The organism is Winogradskyella forsetii (assembly GCF_013394595.1).
Lineage (GTDB): Bacteria > Bacteroidota > Bacteroidia > Flavobacteriales > Flavobacteriaceae > Winogradskyella > Winogradskyella forsetii.
In genome coordinates, this window is the sequence record NZ_CP053348.1 from 551,693 (window position 1) to 569,141 (window position 17,449).

The following is a 17,449-nucleotide window of genomic DNA, read 5'->3' on the forward strand; positions in this document are numbered from 1 at the left end:
TTTAAATGAAAATTATACAATACAATAAAGACTATGGCAGTTTTAAATAAAATTAGACAACGCTCATTGATATTAATCTTTGTAATTGCGATGGCGTTATTTGCCTTTGTGATCGGTGATTTATTCAAAAATTCTACGGCATTTTCAGGTGGTTCACAAGATGTGGTTGCTACAATTAATGGCAAAGATATCAACCGTAATGAGTTTCAACAAAAAGTAAAAAACTATCAAGATAGATCAGGTGGAAGACAAACGTCAACACAATCTATGAATACGATTTACAATCAAGAATTACGTAAAATTGTTTTAGAAACTGAAGCTGATGAATTGGGTTTGTCTGTTGAAAAAGATGAAATGAGAGATTTATTGAAAAATAGTTTTTCTTCTTATCCTGAATTTCAAGATGAAAACGGAAATTTTGATGTTAACCGTTTAAATGCATTTATCGCTAACCTTAAAGATCTAAATGGCGAAGCTGCGCCGTTAGGTAATTTTATGGTTAACTATGATAGTTGGACGAACAACGAGCAGGCCATAGCAGCCAATGCAGTTCAGCAAACCTATTACAATATGATTAAAGCTGGTGTTGGTACAACCATCGCAGAAGCTAAAGATGAATATTTGGCTGATGCAAAAACGGTAGATATCCGTTATGTACAAATACCTTATACAACAATTGCCGATAGTTTAGTTGAAGTTTCAAAAAGTGAGATTAAGGCTTATATGGACAAGCATAAAGACACTTATGAAACTGAGGCAACGACAGAAGTGGTTTACGTTGAATTTAAGGAAGAAGCGTCTAAAGCAGATGAAGAAAAAATTAAAGCGGATTTATTAGCTTTAAAAACTGATAAACAAGAATATAACGAGAGCAGTAAGAACACAGAAACCATTCCAGGATTTGATTCTGCTACTGATATTGAAGAATTTGTAAATTCAAATTCAGATATCAAATACAGCGATTCATTTTTAAGAGCGGCAGAATTACCTGCAACAGTAAAAGATACGTTACTCAAATTGAACGTTGGCGATTATTACGGACCCTATAAAGATGGAGAGTACTATAAATTATCTAAGGTAGTTGCTAAAAAGCAAATGCCAGATTCAGTAAAAGTACGTCACATCTTAATTCCAAATATTGGAGGTCAACGAGCAGATCCTTCAGTAACAAAAACGCCAGAAGAAGCGAAGAAAACCGCAGATAGTATATTGGCTAAAATTAATAGCGGTACTAAATTTATGGATTTATTGGAATTATCTTCTGATAAAGTCAGTAATGAAAAAGATGGTGAAATAGAGTTTGATTACAGAGCCGGAATGGCTCCAGAATTTAAAGCCTATGCTTTTGATAATGAAGTAGGCGATATTGATGTGGTACAAACCTCTTTTGGATATCATGTTATTGAAATATTGGATCAAACGAGTTTTAACCAAACCGTAAAATTAGCAACTTTAGCTGATGAAATTGAACCTTCAGACGAAACGTTACAAGAAGTGTTTAATAAAATGTCCAAATTCGAAATTGCTGCAAAGGATGGTGATTTTAATGAATTGGCAAAAGAACGTGATTTAACGGTTAAGCCGATAACATTTAAAGAATTGGATGAAAATATTCCAGGTTTAGGAAGCCAAAGAAATGTGGTACGATGGGCTTTTGAAGAGGATACTGAAGTAGGAGATTTTAAGAATTTTCCAATTTCTAACTTTGGATTTATCGTCGCTAAGGTTGTGGATAAAAGAGAAAAGGGAATGATGAGTACGGAAGATGCTTCCATTACAGCATTACCAGAAATAAGAAAAGAGAAGAAGGCGAAGATGATTCGTGAGGATATCACTGCAACAACTGTAGCTGACATTGCGAAAAATCAAGGTCAGAGTGCGAGAAGTGCAGCAGCAGTTACAATTAATAATACCACCTTGTCAGGCGCAGGTGTAGAGCCTAAAGTTGTAGGTGCAGCATTTGGTTTGGAAGAAGGAGCAACATCTAAGCCGATCGATGGCGAAAAAGGTGTATATGTTGTGGAAGTGACTAAAATAAATGAAGCAACGGAATTAGATAATTATACCTCTATTATGAACAGGCTAAATTCTGAGCGTAGAAATACAATACAGAGTAAAGTACTAACGGCACTAGAAGATGCGGCTGAAATAGAAGATAATAGAGCAAAAACGGTTTACTAACCGAATTTAAATAGAACAGTTTTAAAATGGCTTTGCTATCCCAATTAATATGGGTAGTTAAGCCATTTTTTTTATGCTAAATTGTTGTTTCATCATCACATGCCCTATGAAGTTTCAAATTTCTCAGAACTATTAAATAGCTTCGTAATATTTTATTATTAATTTGTTTACACTCTTAAATTCCCCTCAAGTGGACATTTGTTCAATTCAACTGAGTGGATTGTCCCCTTGAGGGGACCTTAGGGGTGTTTTTCTTTAAGCATTACATTGCTTTCTCGTTGATTTACTTGAAATAGCATAAATACTTGTTTTCCGAACACATATGTATCTAGCACGTGTTAGGAATTTTTGAAGAATTTAAAAGCTTTTGACAATATTCACAAAACCATATCATCATAAGCGATAACAACCTCAAAACCTTTAGCATTAAAATAAGAAGTCGGATTATCCTCAGAAGCCACCAAAACAAAATCACCTCCCCAAGCGCCTAAACTTTTTACAGCACCATTAAAATCTGAAAATAAGCGCGTTTTAATCGGCACTTCCTGAATAAGCTTTGAGATTATGCTTTCATGGGTTGACATCAAGCTTTCAAATTCTGAAAGGGATTTACAAACAATCATAGCGTCCGTTATGCTGTTAATTTGATCAATGCGGTCTGCGTTGATTTTACCCAGCTTCTTATAACTTGAAATCCCATCTCGGCTATTTTGTTTCTGGTTGAGATATACAAAATATAAATGTTGTTTAAATTCAGGTCGAAATTTTACCTTTTCGACGAATGGATGTTGATGCTGTTGAAGTTGAAATGAAATCGGGTTATCATTTTGCGCGCACGCAATATCATAACCACTACCTCCAAATGTTTGTTTCAATAGTCGATAAGCATCAACATTGGCCCAATTTGCTATATTATTGATTAAAGTAGAGGAAGTGCCCAAACCCCAAAGCCGATTAAAATCTTGATGTGTGGTAATGTTAAAACCTTGATTTGAGCTTAAAAAATCAGGATTTAAGCTTTTTGCGGCTTGTAATATTTCAACAAGTCGCTCTTTTATATCATTGCGAGACTGACTTTTTCTGGCAGTCGTGGCAATCTCATCAAATGGAAGCGTACATTCAAACCACACCTTGTCCAATTCATTGTAACTCTGCCAATAAATAATATTAGTGTCATTCGCTTCAACCGTCAAGCTTTGTCCATATCCAGTTGGAACGGCCAATGCCTTTGCGCCATCTAAAACAGCATACTCTGCAGTGAGTAGTAGTTTTCCGTTGCTTCGGTATGTTTTGGGTTTTGTACTCAAGGTTTTTCTTTGGTTGATAGTTTTTCGGCTGTAGTCAGATTGAGCTGTTCTTCGGTGGCTGTAATTTGGTCACTGAGCGAAGTCGAAGTGAGTCGCTTTTCGGTGGCTGAGCGTAGTCGAAGCCACAATGCATAATGACTATCATTTTTACATTCTGATAATTTGCTTAATTCTTCTACTTTATTTTGTATTAAAGCTTCTTTCTTTGCCCTGCTCCAACCTTGTATTTGCTTTTCTCTATAAAAGGCCTCATCGATTCTTTGATGTTCCTCAAGATAAACTAATAAAACTGGTAAGCGTTTTTTTGTGTGGTTTGCTCCTTGTCCATTGCAGTGTTTGGCTAAACGTATATTCATATCAACAGTGCTTCCTGTGTAATAGGAGCCATCTGAGCATTCTAATATGTAAGTGTAACCTTTTGGCATTTCAAAATGTGTGGCTTCGACTACGCTCAGCCACCGAAAATAATAATCATTTTTTATATCAACAAACCTTTATGTCTTTTGCAACTCTGCGAGAGCATTCTCCGTTCGAGTAAGCCTTTGGAATTTGTTATTTAAAATATTGAGTTTAACTATGCTCTTAATTTTCCTATCTCCTCAACAACCGCACTATGAGTAACAACATTTGTCTTAAAATGTTCGATAAGTTTTGCTTTTTCGTCCTCAGTAGCTTCAAATTGATTCAATATATTCATCAAGTGCATTTTCATGTGGCCCTCCTGAATTCCTGTTGTAGTTAACGATTTTAAGGCGCCAAAATTTTGAGCTAATCCTGCAACAGCCACAATTTTCATTAAATCTTTGGCTGTTGGTTTTTGTAACATTTCCAAAGAAAATTTTACCAAAGGATGTAAGTTAGTTAAACCACCAACGGTTCCTAAAGCTAATGGAATTTCTATCCAAAATTTAAAAATACCATTATCAACAGAACAATGCGTTAAACTAGAATACTGACCGTCTTTTGCCGCATAAGCATGCGCGCCAGCTTCAACGGCTCTAAAATCATTGCCTGTGGCCAATACAACCGCGTCAATACCATTCATAATGCCTTTGTTATGTGTTACGGCTCTATAAGGTTCAACTTCAGCAATAGTCACGGCTTGTTTGAATTTCTTTACAAACGCTTCGGGATTTGGAATGTCCTTACTTTTTAATTCTTCAACTTTACAAGACACTTCCGCGCGCACCAAACATTGTGGGACGTAATTGGAGAGAATACTCATAACCATTGAGATGTTTTTCTCTTCAGCATTAAAACGTTCAAATTGTTCAGCTTCGGTTTTAAAGGTCGTTGCAAATTGTTCCAAGCAGGAGTTGATAAAATTTGCGCCCATCGCATCCAAAGTTTCAAAAGTCGCGTGAAGCTGATAATAATTCGGTAAATCTTGCGATTTGTTTCGTAATTCAATATTGAGAATCCCACCGCCTCTGCGCTCCATGCTTTTGGTCATGCTGGCAGTTTCGCTGATTAATTTGGGTTTTACATGATTGAAAAATGCTTCGAGTTTACCATAATCGCCTTTATATATAAAATGAACCTGACCAATTTTTTCAGTCGATAATACTTCAGCCTTAAAACCACCACGCTCCAACCAAAATTTAGCAGCTTTACTGGCAGCAGCAATAACGGAGCTTTCCTCGATGGCCATTGGAATTGTGTAAAAAGTCTCATTTATCAAAAAGTTCGGCGCAACACCTAGTGGTAAATAATAATTGGTAATGGTGTTTTCTATAAATTCATCGTGTAACTTCTGCAATTTTTCATCAGAATTCCAATAACGCTGAACAAGGTTTCTCGCACTGTCTTTATCCGTGAAATACGTGTCTAAAAGCCACTCAATCTTTTCGGATTTTGAAAGCTTGGAAAAGCCAGAAATGGTATTTGGCATCTTAGTTTTAGTTTTAAAAAAAACAAAGATACTAGGATTGGTATAAAAAGTGCTTATATATAGATTGTAAATGCCGATTTACTGTTAATAATGACTATTTTTTGCATAATTTTTAGTAAACTTGGCATTGCTTTATTAAAACAAAAAATTTATGAATTTTAGACAGGTTGTGGCTGTTTTTGGCTTTTTAATGACTTCAATGGTTTTTTGCCAAGAAAAACAAATCACGCTTCAAGACATTTGGAGTGGTCAGTTTAGAACAGAAGGGATGCAAGCCTTGCATTCTATGGATAATGGAACTCAGTATTCAGTCTTAAATTTTGATAGGCAAACAAGAATCTCGACCATAGATATTTACGATTATAAAACCTTGGAAAAAGTGAAAACCTTGGTATCTTCGGCTGATATAGCTGAGATTCAAGGTTTTTTTGATTACGCTTTTAGTGCTGATGAATCTAAAGTGATTCTCACTACAAAATCGGAACCAGTGTTTAGACGTTCCACTTTGGGCGAATATTATGTATATGATATCGCTTCAAAAAAAGTGACCAAAGTATCTGATAATTTAATCCAAGAACCAACCTTGTCGCCAGATGGCACAAAAGTAGCTTACGGATTAGAAAATAATTTATTCGTTAAGGATTTAAAATCTGGAAAGGTTCAACAAATCACAACCGATGGTGAAAAAAATAAAATCATCAATGGAATTACGGATTGGGTTTACGAAGAGGAATTTGCTTTTGTAAGGGCTTTCGATTGGAACACAGAAAGCAACAAAATTGCTTTTATAAGATTTGATGAAACTGATGTGCCAGAATTTTCAATGGATGTTTATGGTTCAGATTTATACCAAACCCAGCATGTCTTCAAATATCCTAAAGCGGGTGAAGCCAATTCTAAGATTTCTTTGCACTTGTATGATTTAAATTCCAAAAGTGTTAAGGAATTAAAAGTTGATAAAGCTTATGAAGATTTCTACATCCCAAGTATAAAGTGGACTAACGATGCGGAAGTTTTAAGTGCACAATACATGAATCGTCATCAAAACGAATTAGACCTTTGGATGATTGATACAGAATCGATGACCTCTAAAAATGTTTTAGCAGAAAAAGACAAGGCCTATATCGATGTCACTGATAACTTAACGTTTCTAAAAGATAATAGTTTTATTTGGACGAGTGAAAAGGACGGTTTTAATCATATTTATCATTATTCCAAAGATGGAAAATTGATTAATCAAGTTACAAAAGGAAACTGGGAAGTGACCGATTACTATGGTTTGAATGAAAAGTCGAATACCATTTATTACCAATCCACCGAAAATGGTTCTATTAATAGAGCTATTTACTCTATTAAATTAAACGGGAAAAACAAGAAGAGACTTACTGAAAAAGAAGGGACAAATAGCGCATCTTTTAGTGCTGACTTTACCTATTTTATAAACACGCATTCTAGTGCATCATCGCCACAAGAATATACGCTTTATGATGCCAAGTCTGGTGATGTGGTTAAGCGTATTAAAGATAATGATCAGTTGGCAGAAAAAATGGATAGCTATGTCACCTCTAAAAAAGAGTTCAGTACTATAAATGTCAATGGCAACGATTTGAATATGTGGATGATAAAACCAGCTGATTTTGATCCAAAGCAGGAATATCCATTGTTTATGTACCAATATTCAGGTCCAGGCTCTCAGCAAGTCGCCAACCGCTGGAATAGCGCCAATGATTATTGGTTTCAAATGCTGGCACAAGAAGGTTATATTGTGGCTTGTGTAGATGGCAGAGGAACAGGATTTAAAGGTGCAGATTTCAAAAAGGTAACCCAAAATGAATTGGGGAAATATGAAGTGGAAGACCAAATTGAAGCGGCGAAACAACTCGGAAATCGAGATTATATAGATGCCTCACGAATTGGAATTTGGGGCTGGAGCTATGGCGGTTTTATGAGCAGTAATGCATTGTTCAAGGGAAATGATGTGTTCAAAATGGCAATTGCCGTTGCACCTGTAACGAGTTGGAGGTTTTATGATACTATTTATACTGAACGCTACATGACCACACCTCAAGAAAACCCAAGTGGCTATGATGAAAACTCTCCAATCAATCATGTCGATAAGCTTAAAGGGGATTATCTATTAATTCATGGAACAGGTGATGATAACGTGCATGTGCAAAACACCATGCGTATGGTAGAAGCTTTAATCCAAGCCGATAAACAATTTGAATGGATGTTATATCCAGATAAAAACCACGGTATTTACGGTGGCAATACAAGATTACATTTGTATAAAAAGATGACGGATTTTATTAATAGGACTTTGGGAGATAAACTTGAAGCAAGTGATAAGTAAGAATAAGAATCATCGAAAATAAAAGGCTAAACTAACTAACACTAACTAATTATTGAAATTATGTCAACAGCAACTCAACCAATTAAACGAAAAGAACTTTTTGGACATCCAGTAGGTCTTTTTGTTTTGTTTTTTACAGAAATGTGGGAACGTTTTTCTTATTACGGAATGCGTGGAATTTTAGTCCTATATATGGCTGCATCTGCAACAGCTATTGATCCAGGATTGGGTTGGTCCAATAAAGACGCGATTTGGTTATACGGTTGGTACACGATGTTGGTATATGTAGCTTCTATTCCAGGAGGTTGGATTGCTGATAAATTTTTAGGGCAAAAGAAAACCGTTATGATTGGTGGATTATTACTATGTGTTGGACATGGTGTTTTAGCAATTCCTCAAAGTTGGGCGTTTTTCACAGGTCTACTTTTAATTATTTTAGGTGTTGGTGGTCTTAAACCAAACATCTCAACCATGGTTGGTGGTTTGTATAAAGAAGGGGATATTAGACGGGATAGCGGATTTACAATATTCTATATAGGAATTAATATTGGTGCATTTTTAGCAAGTATAACAGTAGGTTTAGTAGCTTATTATTATGGTTGGCACTATGGCTTTGGATTGGCTGGTATTGGTATGCTAGTTGGTCAGGCTGTATTTATTTGGGGCCAAAAATTCTTAAAAGGAGTAGGCGAATTTACAGGTGGTAGCCAAGCTTCGGAAGCTGAACGATTAGCATCAAAACGTCCATTAAGTAAAATTGAAAAGGATAGGGTTATTGTATTATTGATTTCATTCTTAATCGTTGTGGTGTTTTGGGGAGCTTTTGAACAAGCAGGTGGATTAATGAATCTTTATACAGATGCTAAAGTTGACAGACATATAGGGTTAAGTTGGTTGGAGGAAATTCCGGCAGCTGTCTTCCAATCTTTAAATGCAGGTTATATCATAATTTTCGGAACACTTGTGGGTGGTTTTTGGATTTGGTGGAAGAAGAAAGGAAAAGAATCCTCTTCATTGTTTAAAATGGCAATTGGTACCATCATTATGGGATTAGGTTATGTTTTTATGATGTTTGCATCACAAGAAGCTAGCGCGGAAACTTTTGGAAAGGCAGCTATGATTTGGATTTTCTTAGCTTATTTATTCCATACAATAGGTGAATTATGTACATCACCAGTTTCATTGTCGTTCATTACAAAGTTAGCACCTTTAAAATATGCTTCTATTATGATGGGTGTTTATTTCGCAGCAACAGGTTTTGGAAATAAATTAGCAGGAACTATCGGTGAATCTTCTCAACTAGAATCGTTTACAGGTGAAATGGTGGTAAGCAAACAAGAGATATTACCATATCTTTCAAAAGAAACGTTTAAAATTAAAAACGAAAATAAGGATGTTGTTGAAATAACCGAATACCCAATTAATGAAGATAAGAATTTTAGTATAAGGTCTACAGTTTATTCAGAAAATGGACAGGTAGTATTCAAAGATTTTGAAACAGGTAGAGACTTAAATTCATTATTCAAAATGTCTCAAGGAGAAGATTCTGATACGAAACAACTATTAGAAGATTTAAATGAAAATAACGTTTCAGCTTCAAACCCATATCATGCAAAATTAGTGTTTGAAAAAGATAAGGACAAAGCGCAGATTACAGAAAATAAAGGAGACGGAAAAGATTATGGTGTTTCATTTGTATTAGAAGAAGAGCAAAGCGAACAAGAATATGCTACATTTATGTGGTTAACTATTTTTACGGTTGCATTCGGTCTGTTGCTGCTTTTATTCTTGAAGAAATTAAAGAAATTGACACATGGTGCTGAAGATAATGAACGAGAAGTTATGGAAACAGAACCATATGAACTAGCAGACGAAGATTTGCAGAACTAATTATATAAAACCCTTTCAAAGATTAAATTTTGAAAGGGTTATCTATGCTTAACTAAACTAATTATTTTATGAGTACAGACATCGAAAACCTATTTAAAGATAAAGTTCTAGGGCATCCTGCCGGACTTTTTGTATTATTTTTTACTGAAATGTGGGAGCGTTTTTCGTTTTACGGAATGCGTGTTTTATTGGTCAATTTTTTGACTATGGCCGCTATTGGCTATAATCCTGGTTGGGAATGGTCTGTGGAAAATGCAGGTGCGCTTTTTGGTACTTATGCGATGCTGCTTTATATCACACCGATTATTGGTGGTTGGCTTGCTGATAAATACACAGGCTACCGATGGGCTGTTATTATTGGGTCTTTAATTATGACGGCAGGTCATGCATCAATGGCTATAGAAACTGAATTCTCATTATACTTTGGTTTGTTTTTATTGGTTGTTGGTACAGGTTTTTTTAAACCAACCATGACTTCCATTATTTCTGATATGTATAAGAAAAATCCAGAGAAAAAGGATGGAGCTTACACCATCTATTATATGGGAGTAAATGCTGGCGCCTTTTTTGGAATGATGCTTTGTGGCTATTTAGCTGAAAAGATTGGTTGGGCATATGGTTTCGGGTTAGCAGGTATTTTTATGTTGTTGGGAACCATTCAGTTTTGGTTAGCAGGTCCTTTATTTGGAAAAATTGGAGCTAAACCTTCAAATGTCCATGAAGTAGAATTACCTCAAAATGTTAATGAAGAAAGCGTAGAAATAAACAATGACACTGAGGAAAAAGAAGAACGACCAAACCCATTTACAACTTTGGATAAAGTGTTAATACTTATCTCGTCCATTATTGGACTTGGTTATGCTATTAATGACCCGATGTCTAAAATTGCAGGCATTGATATGTTTGCATTCTTACAAATTGGAGATTTTGAAGGGCAATATACAGCGGTACTTTTTGCCTTAGCGCTATTTCTAATATTAGTGATTGGTCGAATTTTAAGATATACAGCAATTGTAAGAGATAGAATGATTGCATTTATCATATTTGCATTTTTTACGGTGTTTTTTTGGATGTCCTTTGAGCAAGGCGCATCATCATTAGTGATTTTTGCAAGAGATAATGTTGATAGACTTTTGAGTGGTAATTCAGCAACAATCTTTAATGTTGTGAACACCTTACTTACGGTAATACCGTTGATTATAATTTCCTATGTACTCTTTATTTTATGGAAGAAAACCTTTTCTAAAATACCAGGCTCTAATATCGTTTTGGTCATTTGTTTCTTGTTAATGTGGGGAATCGTAGGTTGGATGCTTAATAGAGATTATAATACAGTGGCGTATGATGTGGAATATTCTGCGATCAAAACACCAGATTTAGATGAGCAAGGAAAACAGAAACTTGATGCGGATGGAAAAATGCAATTTGTTTACATTCCTGTTTCAGAAAATACAGCAACCAACTCGGATCACCAAGTCGTCATGCGAACCACTTCTATTGCAGAGCCAATGACATTTAATCTAGGTGATAAATTAAATATTACGCCTAAAAATAATGATGGGACAGAATTTGGATTCTTAGATGACAAGAGATTACAACTTACCAAGCAAAAAGCAATAGAGTTGGATAGGGATAATGGCGTTATTGCTGCAACAGTTACGAAGGTAAGAGAAAACGAAGTTGAAATAACAGTATCTTGGTTTAGTATTCTGAACTCATTTTTTATAATTGTATTTGCGTCGTTCTTTTCTAAATGGTGGGAAAGCAAATATAACCCGAGTGCTGCCACTAAATATGCGCTTGGTTTAAGTATTATGGGAATTGGATTTGGACTGCTAGCGTTCGGTGCATTCGGAATAGTGGAAGGTGTAAAAGTGAGTATGATTTGGCTGATTTTAGCCTATCTATTTCATACGCTTGGCGAACTCTGCTTGTCACCTGTCGGATTATCTTATGTGAGTAAGTTAGTGCCAGGACGAATGATTGCCCTGATGTTTGGTATGTGGTATTTAGCCATAGCAATTGGAAATAAACTAGCTGCTGTTTTTGGAGGACAGATCGAAAATATCACAAAGCAATATAGCTTATCAACCTTCTTCTTGATATTTACAATTGTACCAATTGCTGCCGGACTTTTAATATTCTTTTTAAATCCAGTTTTGAAAAAACTTATGCACGGCGTGCGCTAACAAAACCGTTAAAAATATCTAAAATGCTCCGCTTTAGGAGCATTTTTTGTAAGTTCGGCTCATTATTTGCAACAAATCGGATATGATGAAAAAATTGACCTTTGGACTAATAGCTGTGTTTGCCTTTACATTATCGGCAATAGCACAAGAAATTAATTGGGTAACTATGGACGAAGCTCTAGAGCTTCAGAAAAAAGAACCTAAAAAGATTTTTATGGACGTTTATACCAATTGGTGCGGCCCTTGCAAAATGTTAGATAAGAATACGTTTCATAATAAAGATGTTGTAGCGTACGTCAACGAACATTATTACGCTGTAAAGTTTAATGCAGAGGGTAACGATGAGGTTACTTATAAAGACCAGACCTTTGGAAACCCAAATTATGATGCTACAAAAGCCAATCGACGAAACAGCGCTCACGAGTTTTCGAGATTTTTAAAAGTTAGAGCCTACCCAACTATGGTGTTTTTCGATGAGGAAGGTGAGTTTATTTCTCCTATTCAAGGGTATTTAAAACCACAGCAATTGGAGTTGTATTTAAAATTATTCAAAAGCGATGAACACAAAGAAATGACGACCCAAGAGCAGTTTAATGAATATTACAAAGCGTTTAAACCAGAGTTTAAGGAATAAAATAGATCATTTTATAATATAAGTGCCCTTTTCATTTGTTTGATGGAAAGGGATTTTTTTATGCTCACATGTGGCTTTCCAACGTTTTAAATACGATTTGTAATTACTGGCATCGGCTATAATTTGTTCAGGTTTTAAGCTGTCAATGACCCTATTGAGATTAAGTCTTGGCGAATTTCGCAATAAAATATAATGAGGATGAAATGAAATGCCTTTATAAACCCCTATACTATCAATGGCTAATATAATCTTGTTTTTGTATATATAAACCGATTGTAAACTGTCTGTTGTAACAAAGTCAATTGATTCCCCAACTTTGTAGTTTTTAATGGCGTGATTAGCCTGCAGCTGAACCGAATCCAAATTATGGAATAAGGTTAATTTGTTGTTCGTTTTCAGACCGATCATCGAATATCTACTCTTATTGAAAATTACAAATGCATCATTTTGAGTTTGCTGTTTATTGTAAAAATAAACACAATGAAGTCCTATTATGGCAATTAAACTCATTGCTGTCCACTTAAAATTCTGGAATTTATAAGCTTGAATCATAGCTATGACTATAAGGTAAGAAACTAAAACTTGAAGTAACGTAAACGGAATATCTCTAAATAGAAAGCTTTCAAATTGAGCCACCCAAGCGATGAAATTATTCAAACTATCAATGATAAAACTATAGATATCCACAATTGGTTTGGGTAAAAATCCAAGGAGTGCTAAGGCAATTACAAGTAATCCAAAACCAAGAATAATGCCCAGAAATGGAATCACCACTAAATTTGAAATAAAAAATAAGCCAGGGAATTGATGAAAATAGAATAGACTTATAGGCACCACACCTATTTGTGCAGCTAATGTCACCGTGAAAATTTGCCAAGGTTTATCAAATATCCAATTTTTTGGCTGCCAAAGCTTATAAATAATAGGTTGTATGCTTACAATACCTAAAACAGCCAGATAGCTCATTTGGAATCCTACGGCAAACAAAAAAGTGGGTTTAATCAGTAATATCAAAAAGGCAGAAATGACTAAGGTATTATAAATATTTGTTCGTCGTTTAAGATGCATTGCAAAACTAATCACGCTAAACATGGTTACTGCTCGTGTTACAGATGGCGATAAACCTGCAATGACAGCAAAAGTCCAAAGAATAATGATTAAAATAAAAGGTCTTATAAAATTCCCATATTTCAAATAGAGTAGTGGTCTAAATAGAAAGTTTAGAATCCACAAAATAAGACCCACATGCAATCCTGATACTGCTAAAATGTGAATGGTTCCAGAATTGACATAATTGTTATAAACGGATTTGTCAATCATTTGGCGTTGTCCTAGTAACAAAGCATTCATGATGCTTAGTGCATCTTTTTCAAATCCTGCTTCAACAAGTTTTAAATTGATTGTAGTTCTCAAGGCATCAGCATAACCGTAAATAGTAGATTTTGAATCTGAAAGCTTTAAAATAGTATTTGAATTGAGATAAAGTTGGTGATATACCTGTTGCAGTTCTAAGTACTTGCTATAGTCAAATTGATAAGGGTTTAATGGTTTTTGAATCACTTTCAGGTCCGATGAGGTTAAGACTATATCATCAACGTCGAGATATTTTGAAAGACTATCTTGTTTAATGTTAATCAATAAATGCCCGATGGCTTCTTCGTCATTAAAAGATTTTATGACAGCAATATATTTGGCATTGTATGCGTCTGGTTTGAGCCGTTTTTCAATTTGAAAAACAATCGTATTATAGTTTTCAGAAGTATTGAGATGTGTATAATGTTTAGATCGTAATGTTTCATCTTGAAGGTGGTATGAAATTATTCCAACGCCAACCATGCACAAGCAAGCTAAAATTCCAAAATAAGGTGAACGGTTGATTTTAGATTTTAAGGCTAACCAATACACACCAATTAATATCACTAAACCGATGGTTGCATATAAAACCGTTTGGAAATCCAGCCTTAGATAATGTGCTAAAAGAATTCCAAAAACCAAAAAAATGGTCAATTTTATAATTGTAAAATTTAGTAACTTCATAATATATAGTAAGTTACTGAAAATATTGATACGATTTACGTATCGAAATGAATAACCATTTTATATGATTTAATGTCTAGAAACACTAAACTGAACAACCTAAATTAGATTGAATAGCTATCGTAATTTAATTGGTTTTATTTTTGAGCTTATCTGAAGAGGACGTTGGTGTTTAGATAATGAGCCATCTGATTCCAAAGTATAAATTGTGCCTTTAGGTACAACATATAGGTAAAAAAAGTGCTCAAAATGGTTTAGCGTGCCTTTAGGTACGCCATATATTTTTTAGTCATAGACTTATGAAACTCACAACACACGTCTAGCCTGAATAAAAGAGAAGTACCAATATTTTTCTGCCAAAGACGAAATCATAACACCTCTGCTACTAGAAGCATGTATAAACTCAACATTGCCAGTTCTTACATCGGTAACAATACCAACATGATTTACCTTTCGGCTGTTTTTCTTTGTGGCAAAAAACACCAAATCTCCAACATTTACTTCTTTGATATCTACCCAATCGCCTGTGCCTTGAAGTCCAGATGTGGTTCTAGGTAAGTTAACATTGTGCTTTTTGTAGGTGGTATATATAAGACCCGAACAATCCATACCTTTTTTTGTAGTGCCACCATATTTGTAACGGGTGCCATCAAATGTTTTGGCGTATTTTACAATGGTTTCAGCTTCAGCTGTAGGTTTTGCTGTCGTATTAACTTTTACAGTATGCGTTTGCCTTTTTTTACTGGAATATGATTTTTTGGATTTGCAGCTGCTGGCAACTAAGAGAAGAAATAGTATTGGTAATAATTGTTTCATTTTAAAATTCAGAGTTACAGTTTCTCGTTTGATTTTGGCTTTTGAAATTTAGTTTTTAGTATTTGAAATTTTTGAAACAATCAACTTTGCAGCATTCTCACTTGCGCCTCGTCCTCCGAGTTTCTTCTCCAGTTCATAATAATCTAAAAACAGTTGTTCTCGCTTTTTAGTATCTAAAATAGCCGTTAATTCTTTTTTAAGTCGTTTTTTGTTTAAGTCACCTTGAATCAATTCTGTAACCACTTCTCGATCCATAATTAAATTTACTAGCGAAATATATTTTAAGGTCACAATCCGTTTAGCAATTTGGTAAGAAATAGCACTGGCCTTATAACAAACGACTTGTGGCACTTTAAATAAGGCAGTTTCAAGCGTTGCAGTACCAGAGGTGACTAAAGCAGCTGTGGATATACTCAGCAAATCATAGGTTTTATTCGAAATAAATTTAATGTTTTTCTTCTTTATAAAACCTTTGTAAAATTCAAAATCTTGACTTGGCGCTCCAGCAATGACAAACTGGTAATCTTTAAAATCATCCACCAGACTCAACATCACACCAAGCATTTTAGTGATTTCTTGCTTTCTACTTCCAGGTAATAAAGCGATAATGGGTTGGTCACTTAATTGATGTTCTTTTCTAAAATCCTTTCCGTCAACCTGAGGTCTATCTGCAATGGCATCAATGAGTGGGTGTCCTACAAAATTAACTTCGTAATCGTAGGTTTCATAAAAGTCTTTTTCAAACGGAAGGATGCAATACATGGCATCAATATCGCGCTTTATTTTTTTCACTCTACCTGGTCTAGATGCCCAAACTTGAGGTGAAATATAATAATGGGTATTAAAATTATGCGTTTTTGCCCATTTCGCAATTCTAAGGTTAAATCCAGAATTATCAATAAAAATTATCACATCGGGCTGAAATGTTTTGATATCTTTTTTACAAAGGTTGATATGCGCAAAGATTTTTCTGATGTTAATGGCTACTTCAGCAAAACCCATAAATTGACGTTCTTTATAGTGCATTACCAATTCTCCTCCAACACTTTGCATAAGGTCGCCTCCCCAAAATCTAATGTCAGCCTGTTCATCTTGTTTAAACAAGGCCTTCATGAGATTGGAACCATGAAGATCTCCGGAAGCTTCTCCTGCTATGATATAATACTTCATTTCTTACAATTCGTTTTTAGCATTCCTTATTAACAAATCAATGATTTTTACTACTTCCAACCTTTGATCAACCATTCAATTTCCAAGTATTTAATTGCTGGATGGTATGGTGAGCGGTCAAATCGAAATGTACTGGAACGACGGAGACATACCCATGCTCCAAAGCCCATTCGTCCGTGTCCTCGCCGTCATCCATATTAACAAACTTGCCGGTTAGCCAAAAATAATCACGACCCATTGGATTGGTGCGTTTGTCAAATTCTTCTTTCCAATTTGCTCGTGCTTGTCTACAAACTTTAATTCCTTTTATATCTTTTTTCTTAAGATTAGGAAGATTGACATTCAACACAACACCTTCAGGCAACCCGTGTTCTAAAACTTGTTTTGTAATGGTGGCAACAAAAGATTTGCAGTGCTCAAAATTGGCATTCCAATTATAGTCTAAAAGGGAAAAACCAATGGCTGGAATCCCTTCAATACCAGCTTCTAGTGCTGCACTCATGGTGCCAGAATAAATAACATTTATGGAAGAGTTAGAGCCATGGTTAATACCAGAAACGCAAATATCTGGTCGTCTTTCTAAAATTTCATTAACGGCAAGTTTCACACAATCTGCAGGAGTTCCAGAACAACTATATTCAGGTTGTTCACCGTCAATGGTCACTTTTTCCATGTGTAAAGTGGAATTGATGGTTATGGCGTGTCCCATGGCACTTTGCGGACTGTCTGGTGCAACCACAACCACATCTCCAATGGTATTCATTACGGAAATTAAGGTTCTGAGGCCTGGTGCTGTGATGCCATCATCATTAGTGACTAAAATTAACGGTCGTGTGGACATTTCGTACAAAAGTTTAAGGTGTTGTAAAAATACTAAAAATGCTTCTGTAATGAAGGTATTATTAGCTTTAACAAAAAATTAGTGCCTTGTTTTTTTATGGCACGGTTTTTTCTTCTATTTTAGTGAAATATTGAAAGCCT

General features: G+C 35.1%; 12 protein-coding genes. 5 read left to right on the plus strand and 7 right to left on the minus strand.

What is annotated here, in order from left to right; translation table 11 throughout:
• Positions 1-33: 33 nt before the first annotated feature.
• On the plus strand, positions 34-2,181 hold the full coding sequence (locus HM987_RS02280; protein ID WP_179004844.1) for a peptidylprolyl isomerase: 2,148 nt from the start codon (positions 34-36) through the stop codon (positions 2,179-2,181).
• A 377-nt stretch (positions 2,182-2,558) separates the two neighbouring features.
• Here the strand turns inward: HM987_RS02280 and HM987_RS02285 are convergent, their stop codons facing one another.
• The 3 genes from HM987_RS02285 to HM987_RS02295 all read right to left on the minus strand — a co-directional run bounded on the left by HM987_RS02285 (position 2,559) and on the right by HM987_RS02295 (position 5,379).
• Entirely contained in the window at positions 2,559-3,488 is a 930-nt protein-coding gene (locus HM987_RS02285) for a GYDIA family GHMP kinase (protein ID WP_179004846.1), read from the minus strand.
• Positions 3,485-3,913, minus strand: a complete 429-nt coding sequence (locus HM987_RS02290; RefSeq protein ID WP_179004848.1) for a GIY-YIG nuclease family protein — start codon at positions 3,911-3,913, stop codon at positions 3,485-3,487. The genes HM987_RS02285 and HM987_RS02290 overlap by 4 nt, the downstream gene beginning before the upstream one ends.
• A gap of 149 nt (positions 3,914-4,062) precedes the next feature.
• Positions 4,063-5,379 carry a hydroxymethylglutaryl-CoA reductase, degradative gene (locus tag HM987_RS02295; RefSeq protein ID WP_179004850.1) on the minus strand — a complete coding sequence of 439 codons (1,317 nt, stop codon included), beginning with the start codon at positions 5,377-5,379 and terminating at the stop codon, positions 4,063-4,065.
• Between the two features lie 151 nt (positions 5,380-5,530).
• Between HM987_RS02295 and HM987_RS02300 the strand changes: the two genes are divergently transcribed.
• The 4 genes from HM987_RS02300 to HM987_RS02315 all read left to right on the plus strand — a co-directional run bounded on the left by HM987_RS02300 (position 5,531) and on the right by HM987_RS02315 (position 12,445).
• Positions 5,531-7,732: a S9 family peptidase gene (locus tag HM987_RS02300; protein ID WP_179004852.1), complete on the plus strand. Its 2,202-nt coding sequence runs from the start codon at positions 5,531-5,533 to the stop codon at positions 7,730-7,732.
• Between the two features lie 60 nt (positions 7,733-7,792).
• A complete protein-coding gene (locus tag HM987_RS02305) occupies positions 7,793-9,622 on the plus strand; it encodes a peptide MFS transporter (RefSeq protein WP_179004854.1) in 1,830 nt (609 codons plus the stop codon).
• Positions 9,623-9,690: 68 nt separating this feature from the next.
• Entirely contained in the window at positions 9,691-11,811 is a 2,121-nt protein-coding gene (locus HM987_RS02310; RefSeq protein WP_179004856.1) for a peptide MFS transporter, read from the plus strand.
• A gap of 85 nt (positions 11,812-11,896) precedes the next feature.
• Positions 11,897-12,445 (plus strand): thioredoxin family protein, encoded by a 549-nt coding sequence (locus HM987_RS02315; protein WP_179009833.1) that lies wholly within the window; start codon positions 11,897-11,899, stop codon positions 12,443-12,445.
• Positions 12,446-12,451: 6 nt separating this feature from the next.
• On the opposite strand, the gene HM987_RS02320 is transcribed toward HM987_RS02315, so the two are convergent.
• The 4 genes from HM987_RS02320 to surE form a co-directional block, all read right to left on the minus strand.
• Entirely contained in the window at positions 12,452-14,482 is a 2,031-nt protein-coding gene (locus HM987_RS02320; RefSeq protein WP_179004858.1) for a ComEC/Rec2 family competence protein, read from the minus strand.
• Between the two features lie 306 nt (positions 14,483-14,788).
• Positions 14,789-15,298 carry a C40 family peptidase gene (locus HM987_RS02325; RefSeq protein WP_179004859.1) on the minus strand — a complete coding sequence of 170 codons (510 nt, stop codon included), beginning with the start codon at positions 15,296-15,298 and terminating at the stop codon, positions 14,789-14,791.
• 48 nt (positions 15,299-15,346) lie between these two features.
• Positions 15,347-16,468, minus strand: a complete 1,122-nt coding sequence (lpxB, locus tag HM987_RS02330; protein ID WP_179004861.1) for a lipid-A-disaccharide synthase — start codon at positions 16,466-16,468, stop codon at positions 15,347-15,349.
• Positions 16,469-16,535: 67 nt separating this feature from the next.
• A complete protein-coding gene (gene surE, locus HM987_RS02335; RefSeq protein WP_179004863.1) occupies positions 16,536-17,309 on the minus strand; it encodes a 5'/3'-nucleotidase SurE in 774 nt (257 codons plus the stop codon).
• Positions 17,310-17,449: the final 140 nt, after the last annotated feature.

Coding starts and splice junctions, on each gene's coding strand:
- HM987_RS02310 (WP_179004856.1), top strand. CDS start 9,691: ATGAGTACAGACATCGAAAACCTATTTAAAGATAAAGTTCTAGGGCAT.
- HM987_RS02290 (WP_179004848.1), bottom strand. CDS start 3,913: ATGCCAAAAGGTTACACTTACATATTAGAATGCTCAGATGGCTCCTAT.
- surE (WP_179004863.1), bottom strand. CDS start 17,309: ATGTCCACACGACCGTTAATTTTAGTCACTAATGATGATGGCATCACA.
- HM987_RS02295 (WP_179004850.1), bottom strand. CDS start 5,379: ATGCCAAATACCATTTCTGGCTTTTCCAAGCTTTCAAAATCCGAAAAG.
- lpxB (WP_179004861.1), bottom strand. CDS start 16,468: ATGAAGTATTATATCATAGCAGGAGAAGCTTCCGGAGATCTTCATGGT.
- HM987_RS02315 (WP_179009833.1), top strand. CDS start 11,897: ATGAAAAAATTGACCTTTGGACTAATAGCTGTGTTTGCCTTTACATTA.
- HM987_RS02280 (WP_179004844.1), top strand. CDS start 34: ATGGCAGTTTTAAATAAAATTAGACAACGCTCATTGATATTAATCTTT.
- HM987_RS02305 (WP_179004854.1), top strand. CDS start 7,793: ATGTCAACAGCAACTCAACCAATTAAACGAAAAGAACTTTTTGGACAT.
- HM987_RS02325 (WP_179004859.1), bottom strand. CDS start 15,298: ATGAAACAATTATTACCAATACTATTTCTTCTCTTAGTTGCCAGCAGC.
- HM987_RS02320 (WP_179004858.1), bottom strand. CDS start 14,482: ATGAAGTTACTAAATTTTACAATTATAAAATTGACCATTTTTTTGGTT.
- HM987_RS02300 (WP_179004852.1), top strand. CDS start 5,531: ATGAATTTTAGACAGGTTGTGGCTGTTTTTGGCTTTTTAATGACTTCA.